The sequence below is a fragment of the Streptomyces sp. NPDC051677 genome, assembly GCF_044453465.1.
GTDB lineage: Bacteria > Actinomycetota > Actinomycetes > Streptomycetales > Streptomycetaceae > Streptomyces.
This window is the reverse complement of record NZ_JBITCT010000003.1, coordinates 320,490-328,345: the sequence shown is the minus strand read 5'-3', so window position 1 is coordinate 328,345 and position 7,856 is coordinate 320,490. Positions and strand designations below refer to the sequence as shown.

Genomic DNA, 7,856 nt, shown 5'->3' with positions numbered 1-7,856 from the left:
GGTTGATAGGCCGGATGTGGAAGCCCAGTAATGGGTGAAGCTGACCGGTACTAATAGGCCGAGGGCTTGTCCTCAGTTGCTCGCGTCCACTGTGTTAGTTCTGAGGCAACGACTGTTGCCGGCTAGAGCTGAAAACAAGTAAAAAGTGTGCTTGTTCGCTCGAAACCATTAGGGTTTCGGTGGCCATAGCGTGAGGGAAACGCCCGGTTACATTTCGAACCCGGAAGCTAAGCCTTACAGCGCCGATGGTACTGCAGGGGGGACCCTGTGGGAGAGTAGGACGCCGCCGAACAATCTTTGGAAGGACCCTTGGTCCCAGCGTTCAGCTGGGACCAAGGGTCCTTTTTGTTTTTCTGGAGCGCGCCGGGTACCCGGGTGCGCGAGAATATATGCGGTACCGAAGACAGGAGTCACCGATGTCCACCAACTCTCCCGACGACCGACCGGAGCGCGACCAGCGGCGACGGGACAGTGGGGACCGCGGCGATCGTGGCGGCAACCGCGGGGACCGTGGCGGCTTCCGCCGCGACAACGACCGTGCAGGCTACGTCCGTCGAGACGATCGCCGTGATGACCGCGGTCGTGACGACCGTGGCCGCGGTGAGCGTGGTGACCGTGGTGGGGACCGGCCCGCCTTCCGGCGCGATGACCGGCGTGACGACAACCGCCGTGACGACAACCGTGGTGGGTTCCGTCGCGATGACAATCGTGGTGGCGGCTTCGGGGATCGTGACCGTGATCGGGACCGCGGTGGTTACGGCCGTCGTGACGATCGGCGGGATGACCGGCGGGATGACCGGCGCGAGGGCGATCGTGGGTCTCGTCCGGCGTTCCAGCGTGACGACCGGGACCGTGGGCCGCGTCGCGACGACCGTGGGGACCGGCCCGCCTTCCGCCGCGACGACCGCGGCGAGCGTCTTCCCTTCCGCCGGGACGACCGGCGTGACGACCGCCGTGACGACCGTCGGGGCGATGACCGTGGTGGCTTCCGTGGGCGGGACGACCGTGGCCCCCGGCGGGACGACCGCGGTGGGCGGCCCGGTGGTTTCCGGGGCCGTGACGGGCGCGACGACCGTCGGGACGACAGGCGTGGCGGCGGCAGCCGTTTCCGTGACGAGCGGGACCGGGACCGTGAGCCGATCAAACGGCTGCCGATCCCGGAGGACGTCACCGGCGAGGAGATCGACAAGGACGTACGGCAGGAGCTGCAGAGCCTGCCCAAGACGCTCGCCGACGACGTGGCCAAGAACCTGGTGATGGTCGCCCGGCTGATCGACGAGGATCCCGAGGGGGCGTACGCCTACTCCAAGGTGGCCCTGCGGCTGGCCTCGCGCGTCGCCGCCGTGCGGGAGGCGGGCGGGTTCGCCGCGTACGCCAACCAGAAGTACAGCGAGGCGCTCGCCGAGTTCCGGGCCGCGCGGCGTATGACGGGCAGCGTCGAGCTGTGGCCCGTCATGGCCGACTGCGAGCGCGGCCTCGGACGGCCGGAGAAGGCGCTGGACATGGCCGGCGCTCCCGAGGTGAACAAGCTCGACAAGGCCGGCCAGGTGGAGATGCGGCTCGTCGCGGCCGGCGCCCGGCGTGACATGGGGCAGCTGGACGCGGCGATCGTGACGCTGCAGAGCCCCGAGCTGGCTTCCAACTCCGTCCAGCCGTGGACCGCGCGACTGCGGTACGCGTATGCCGACGCACTGCTCGCCGCCGGGCGTGACGGTGAGGCGCGGGAGTGGTTCGCGAAGGCCGTCGAGGCCGACCGGGACGGCAGCACGGACGCCTCGGACCGGCTCGCCGAGCTGGACGGCGTGGACTTCGTCGACGCCCTCGACGAGACCGAGACCGAGGCCGAGACCGAGGGAACTGTCGTGGAGAAGGCCGAGGACGAGGCCGACCGCGACGAGGACTGAGGCACTGAAGGCAGTGAGGTGAAGGGGCGGGAACCGGTGCAGTGCACCGGTTCCCGCCCCTTCCTGCGTTCAGGGCGTTCAGGGCGTTCGGGTTCCGGGTTCCGCGTGCTCAGAGGTCCAGTGCGCGCAGGACCAGGCCCGAGGCCGGCTTCGGGCCGAACGACGTCGACTTGCGGGGCATCGTGATGCCTTGGCGGGCGAGGTCGCGGACGACCTCCTCGCGGACGGGGTGGAGAAGGACTGCCGTACCCCCGTCGCGTTCCGCCTTCCTCACCGTCGCCGCGGTGTCGTGGATGTAGGCGATGCGGGTCGGGTCGTCCTCGGGGATGTGCCATATGTGGTCGAGGAGCGTGGCGTGCAGGACCGTCGCGTCCAGGGTCCGCCAGGCCGTCGGACGGTCGGCGGGGATCGTGCGGTCGAGGAGCGTCGGGGCCCGCCGGTCGAGGAGGTGGAAGGCGCCGTCGCCCGCCAGGAGGAAGGCGTTGCCGGCGCCGGCCGCGTCCGCCAGAGCGTCGAGGGCCTCCGGGAGGGGGACCTCCAGACGTCGGACGCGGAAACGGCCGTCGAGCGCGGCCAGAGCCTGCGCGACCGGCAGACCGGGCAGGAGGCGGTGGATGGCGCGGACGCGCAGGGGGTAGCGGGCGGTGTCGACCAGGAGGACCAGGCCGTGGTCCCAGGGGCTGGGGGACGGGTGCTCGGCACGGAGCCGGAGGTAGGTCGCCCAGCGGTGGTGGCCGTCGGCGATGAGAGCCTGGTGGCGGGCGAGGTCGGCCTGGACGAGGGCCGTCGCGGCGGGGTCGGTGAGCGCCCAGAGGCGGTGGCTGTAGCCGTCCTCCGTGGTGGTGGACAGGAGCGGGGGGCGCTCCGCCGTGCGGTCCACGATCTCGGCCGCCGTGCCGTTGCCGCGGTAGGTGAGGAGCAGGGGTTCGAGGTTCGCCTGCGTGGCGCGCATCAGGGCCGCGCGGTCGGCGACGATGTGCGGCATGACGTCCTCGTGCGGAAGGACGATCCCCTCCGACGGCTCCGAGACGCGCAGGGCGCCGATGAGGCCGCGCTGCAGCATGCCGTCCGGGTGCCGTTGCTCGTAGACGTACAGGGCGGGCTCGGGGTCGGCCGTCAGGATGCCCTCGGACAGCCAGCGGCGCAGGGCGTCGGCGGCCAGTTCGGTGCGGGCCGTGGGGGTGGTGGCCTGAGGGAGGATCAGCCGGACGATGTTGTACGGGTCCGCGTCCTGGAGGTGGTGCAGGCCGTCGGGGCGGACGACGACGTCGTACGGCGGGGAGGTGACGGCGGCGAGACTGCCGACCCGGTCGGGGTCGTAGCGCAGGCCTCGGAACGGGGTGAGTTCCAGGCCTCGGGGCGCCGTTGCCTCAGGGTGACCTGCTGTGTTCATCCCGGCATCGTACGTGTGTCAGTGGCATGCGGGATGATCGGGGGAAAGCGGACCGAACGAGGAGCGATGTGGAATGAGCCGGAGCGTCAGGACGAGGCCCGAGGGCAGTGGGCAGGCCCTGAGCGAGGCGTACGACACGGCGCTGCTCGACCTGGACGGGGTGGTGTACGCGGGTGGCAACGCGATCGCGTACGCCGTCGAGTCGCTGGCCGTGGCGCGGGCGGGCGGGATGCATCTCGCGTACGTCACCAACAACGCGCTGCGGACGCCGGACACGGTCGCCGGGCATCTCACCGAGCTGGGGATACCGACAGGCGCCGAGGACGTCATCACCTCGGCGCAGGCGGTGTCGCGGCTGATCAGCGAGCAGGTGCCGGCGGGGTCGCGGGTGCTGGTGATCGGCGGGGAGGGGCTGCGGGTCGCGCTGCGTGAGCGCGGGTTGGTGCCGGTGGAGTCGGCGGACGACGATCCGGCTGCCGTGGTGCAGGGGTTCGGCGGGCCGGACCTGCCGTGGGGGCGGTTCGCGGAGGCGTCCTACGCCGTCGCGCGCGGAGTGCCGTGGTTCGCGTCCAACACCGACCTGACGATTCCCAGCGGGCGGGGGATCGCGCCGGGCAACGGGGCGGCGGTGGAGGTCGTGCGGATCGCGACCGGCGCCGAACCGCAGGTCGCGGGCAAGCCGCTGCCTCCCATGCACCGGGAGACGATCCTGCGCACGGGCGCCGAGCGGCCGTTGGTCGTCGGGGACCGGCTGGACACGGACATCGAGGGGGCGTTCAACGGGAACGTCGACTCGCTGCTCGTCCTGACCGGTGTCACCGACGGGGCGCAGCTGCTGGCCGCGCCGCCGCAGCACCGTCCGACGTATGTCGACAACGATCTGCGCGGACTGCTCACCGGGCAGCCGGAGGTCGGCGTGGCGGGCGAGGGCTTCCGGTGCGGTGGCTGGACGGCGACCGCGGGGGCGGACCGCCTGGAGCTGGAGGGGGAGGGCGATGCCCTGGACGGGCTGCGGGCGCTGTGCGCGGCGGCCTGGACGGCGGCGGGGGACGGGAGTTGCGGGTCGGACGGGGGGAAGGCGCTGGCGCGGCTGGGGTTGTGAGTCCGTGTGAGCCGGTATGAGCCAAGCCCGTTGAGTCCGCCTGGGTCGGTGGGCGGTTGAGAGGCCCGAACCTGTGAACCCGGCAACGGTCATGAACCAGGGATCGAAGGAGAAGGGGAGGGTAGGTTAACCTAACTGGGTGTTGGTTGAGAGCGTTCCCGAGCAGCGCGCGGAGACGGCTTCCGCGCCCCCGAACCACCGGGCGGTGCGGTCCGTCGGACTTCTTGCCGCCGTGGCGGTCCTGGTGCTGGTGGCGGTGGCGAGCATCGCCGTCGGGGCCAAGGAGCTGTCCGTCGCGCAGGTCTGGCACGGGGTTTTCGAGGACTCGGGGACGTACGCGGACGTCGTCGTCGACGAGCGGCTCTCGCGGACCGTGCTCGGACTGCTCGTGGGAGCCGCGCTCGGGCTGTCCGGGGCGGTGCTCCAGGCGCTGACCCGCAATCCGCTGGCCGACCCGGGGCTGCTCGGCATCAACGCGGGCGCCTCGGCCGCCGTCGTCACCGCCATCACCTACTTCGGTGTCACGAGCCTGACCGGCTATGTGTGGTTCGCCTTCTTCGGGGCGGCCGCGGTCGGGGCGCTCGTCTGGTTCCTCGGCGGCAGCCGGGGGGCCACGCCGGTGCGGCTCGCGCTCGCCGGCACCGCGATCAGCGCCGCGCTCTACGGCTACCTCCAAGCCGTGATGATCATGGATGACGCGGCGCTGGCCAGGATGCGCTTCTGGACGGTCGGTTCGCTGTCCTCGGCGACCGACGAGACCATCTGGCAGGTGCTGCCCTTCCTGGTCGTCGGCACGCTCCTCGCGTTCGCGCTCGCCCGGCCGCTGAACGCCGTGGCCATGGGCGACGACACGGCCAAGGCGCTCGGCGCCCACCTGAACCGGACCCGGGCGCTGTCGATGCTCGCGGCGACCGTGCTGTGCGGCGCCGCGACGGCGGCCTGCGGGCCGATCGTGTTCGTCGGGCTGATGGTCCCGCACGTCGTGCGCTCGTTCACCGGCCCCGACCTGCGCTGGATCATGCCGTACGCGGCGATCCTGTCGCCGGTGCTGCTGCTCGGCTCCGACGTCGTCGGCCGGGTCGTCGCGCGGCCGTCCGAGGTGCAGGTGGGCGTCGTCACCGCGATCATCGGCGGCCCGGTCTTCATCTTTCTCGTACGACGGCGGAGGACGGCCCAGCTGTGAAGACCGCGCAGAAGACCCCTCGTGGCCCGCGTGCGGTGCGCACGCCCGGCGGGCTGTCCGTCCGGCTGGATCCGCGGGCGCTGATCGTCGTGGTGCTGCTGGCGGTCGCCGCGCTCGCCGCGAGCGTGGTGCTGATCGGCACCGGCGACTTCCCGATCTCGTCCCGAGACGTCATCAGGACGCTGCTGGGCGACGGCGACGCCGGGCAGGAGTTCATCGTCAACGACCTGCGGCTGCCGCGGGTGCTGGTGGGGCTGCTCGTCGGCGCCTCGCTCGGGCTCGGCGGTGCGCTGTTCCAGGCCGTGTCACGCAACCCGCTGGGCAGTCCGGACGTGCTGGGCCTCGGGCAGGGGGCGACGGCCGGGGCGCTCGTGATGATCGTGCTGTTCTCCGGCAGCGCCGCCCAGGTGACCGTCGGCGCGCTGATCGGCGGGCTGGTGACCGGGGCGCTGATCTACCTGCTGGCGTGGAAGCGGGGCGTCCACGGGTACCGGCTGGTGCTCGTCGGCATCGGCGTCTCGGCCGTCGCGACGGCGGTCAACGGATACCTGCTCACCAAGGCCGACTTCGTCGACGCGGCACGCGCGGTCGTGTGGATGACCGGCACGCTCGACGGCCGGGACTGGAAGCAGGTCTGGCCGCTGCTCATCCTGGCCTGCGTGCTCGTGCCGCTCGTCCTCGCCAACGCGCGGGGGCTGCGGATGATGGAGATGGGCGACGACGTCTCCCTTGCGCTGGGCGTGCGCGTGGAGCGGGTGCGGCTGCTGCTGATGGTGGCCGCCGTGCTGCTCACCGCGGCCGCCACCGCCGCGGCGGGCCCCGTCGGCTTCGTGGCGCTCACCGCGCCGCAGCTCGCCCGGCGGCTGACCCGTTCGCCCGGGCCGAACCTCGTGCCGTCCCTGTGCATGGGCGCCGCCCTGCTGGTCACCGCCGACTGGGCCTCACAACGGGTGTTCGGCGACGGACAGTTGCCCGTGGGCGTGGTCACCGGCGTGCTGGGCGGGCTCTACCTGCTGTGGCTGCTGGTCACCGAGCGCAAGGCCGGCCGGATATGAGCACCACCCCCCTCGGAAACCGAGGGACGAACCACCGAAGGAGCACCGTGAACCGCCTCTCCGCCGAGAACGTGACCCTCGCCTACGACCAGCGGGTCATCGCCGAACAGCTGTCGGTGGAGATTCCCGACAACTCCTTCACCGTGATCGTCGGCCCGAACGCCTGCGGCAAGTCGACGCTGCTGCGGGCGCTGTCGCGGATGCTGAAGCCGTCCACGGGCCGGGTGCTGCTCGACGGGCAGGTCATCCAGTCGATGCCGGCGAAGAAGGTCGCACGGACGCTGGGGCTGCTGCCGCAGTCGTCGATCGCGCCCGACGGGATCACCGTCGCCGACCTCGTCGGCCGCGGCCGCTACCCGCACCAGGGCATCCTGCGGCAGTGGTCGGCCGAGGACGAGCGGGTCGTGCAGGAGTCGATGGCGCAGACCGGGGTCGCCGAGCTCGCCGACCGGTACGTCGACGAGCTGTCCGGCGGTCAGCGGCAGCGCGTGTGGATCGCGATGGCCCTCGCCCAGCAGACCCCGCTGCTGCTGCTCGACGAGCCGACGACCTACCTCGACATCCAGCACCAGATCGACGTCCTGGACCTGTGCGCGGAGCTGCACGAGGAGCAGGGGCGCACGCTCGTCGCCGTCCTGCACGACCTCAACCACGCCGCCCGCTACGCCACCCATCTGATCGCGCTCAAGGGCGGCGAGGTCATCGCCGAGGGCGCGCCGAACGACGTCGTCACGGCCCATCTGGTTCAGGAGGTCTTCGGGCTGCGCTGTCAGGTCATCGAGGACCCGGAGACGGGCACGCCGCTGGTGGTGCCGGCGGCCCGGAAGGCACGTGCGCGGGAGAGCGTCACAGCAGCTTCCTGAGCTGGAACAGGTCCCGCAGGCCGGCCTCCAGCTTCACCCGGCCCGAGCCCCACGCCTTCGCGAAGTTCAGCTCGCCGGCGACCAGGGCGACCAGGTCGTCGCCGGTCATGGTCAGCCTGATCTCGGCCTTCTCCCGAGGAGGACCCTGCAGGGTGTCCTGCACCACGATCCGGCCGCCCGTCATGCGGCCGACGAACGTGACGTCCAGATCGGTGATCCGGCAGCTCACCGAACGGTCCAGGGCCGCGGCCGCCCGGACGTTCCCTTCGGCGCTGCCCATGCTGTCGGAGAGCTTCTCGAGTGCGGCGCGGCACTCCTCGATCGTGGCCATCGCGACCGACGGTACCCCAGCGGTT

Annotated in this window: 8 protein-coding genes and 1 rRNA gene; 7 read left to right on the top strand and 2 right to left on the bottom strand. The window is 71.7% G+C overall.

Features of this window, described 5'->3' with window-relative positions:
• The first annotated feature begins 175 nt into the window (after window positions 1-175).
• The 3 genes from rrf (at window position 176) to ACIBAF_RS05850 (ending at window position 1,904) form a co-directional block, all read left to right on the top strand.
• Window positions 176-292: ribosomal RNA gene (gene rrf / locus ACIBAF_RS05860) — 5S ribosomal RNA — on the top strand.
• Window positions 293-489: 197 nt separating this feature from the next.
• A complete protein-coding gene (locus ACIBAF_RS05855; RefSeq protein ID WP_399461864.1) occupies window positions 490-1,257 on the top strand; it encodes a hypothetical protein in 768 nt (255 codons plus the stop codon).
• Window positions 1,149-1,904, top strand: a complete 756-nt coding sequence (locus tag ACIBAF_RS05850) for a hypothetical protein (RefSeq protein ID WP_399461863.1) — start codon at window positions 1,149-1,151, stop codon at window positions 1,902-1,904. The genes ACIBAF_RS05855 and ACIBAF_RS05850 overlap by 109 nt, the downstream gene beginning before the upstream one ends.
• A 109-nt stretch (window positions 1,905-2,013) precedes the next feature.
• Here ACIBAF_RS05850 and ACIBAF_RS05845 read toward each other — a convergent pair whose 3' ends face one another.
• Entirely contained in the window at window positions 2,014-3,297 is a 1,284-nt protein-coding gene (locus tag ACIBAF_RS05845; protein WP_399461848.1) for a DUF1015 domain-containing protein, read from the bottom strand.
• A gap of 73 nt (window positions 3,298-3,370) precedes the next feature.
• On the opposite strand from ACIBAF_RS05845, the gene ACIBAF_RS05840 reads away from it, so the two are divergent.
• From ACIBAF_RS05840 to ACIBAF_RS05825, 4 genes are all read left to right on the top strand, one after another.
• Window positions 3,371-4,399, top strand: coding sequence for an HAD hydrolase-like protein (locus ACIBAF_RS05840; protein ID WP_399461847.1), 1,029 nt, complete (start codon window positions 3,371-3,373; stop codon window positions 4,397-4,399).
• 139 nt (window positions 4,400-4,538) lie between these two features.
• Window positions 4,539-5,582: a FecCD family ABC transporter permease gene (locus tag ACIBAF_RS05835; RefSeq protein WP_399461846.1), complete on the top strand. Its 1,044-nt coding sequence runs from the start codon at window positions 4,539-4,541 to the stop codon at window positions 5,580-5,582.
• On the top strand, window positions 5,579-6,637 hold the full coding sequence (locus ACIBAF_RS05830; protein ID WP_399461845.1) for a FecCD family ABC transporter permease: 1,059 nt from the start codon (window positions 5,579-5,581) through the stop codon (window positions 6,635-6,637). Before ACIBAF_RS05835 ends, ACIBAF_RS05830 begins: the two co-directional genes overlap by 4 nt.
• Window positions 6,634-7,500: an ABC transporter ATP-binding protein gene (locus ACIBAF_RS05825; protein ID WP_399461844.1), complete on the top strand. Its 867-nt coding sequence runs from the start codon at window positions 6,634-6,636 to the stop codon at window positions 7,498-7,500. The genes ACIBAF_RS05830 and ACIBAF_RS05825 overlap by 4 nt, the downstream gene beginning before the upstream one ends.
• Here ACIBAF_RS05825 and ACIBAF_RS05820 read toward each other — a convergent pair.
• The gene (locus ACIBAF_RS05820) at window positions 7,484-7,831 is read right to left on the bottom strand and encodes an SCP2 sterol-binding domain-containing protein (protein WP_399461843.1); all 348 of its coding nucleotides are present in this window, start codon (window positions 7,829-7,831) and stop codon (window positions 7,484-7,486) included. The genes ACIBAF_RS05825 and ACIBAF_RS05820 overlap by 17 nt on opposite strands.
• Window positions 7,832-7,856: the final 25 nt, after the last annotated feature.

Coding starts and splice junctions, on each gene's coding strand:
- ACIBAF_RS05845 (WP_399461848.1), bottom strand. CDS start 3,297: ATGAACACAGCAGGTCACCCTGAGGCAACGGCGCCCCGAGGCCTGGAA.
- ACIBAF_RS05840 (WP_399461847.1), top strand. CDS start 3,371: ATGAGCCGGAGCGTCAGGACGAGGCCCGAGGGCAGTGGGCAGGCCCTG.
- ACIBAF_RS05825 (WP_399461844.1), top strand. CDS start 6,634: ATGAGCACCACCCCCCTCGGAAACCGAGGGACGAACCACCGAAGGAGC.
- ACIBAF_RS05820 (WP_399461843.1), bottom strand. CDS start 7,831: ATGGCCACGATCGAGGAGTGCCGCGCCGCACTCGAGAAGCTCTCCGAC.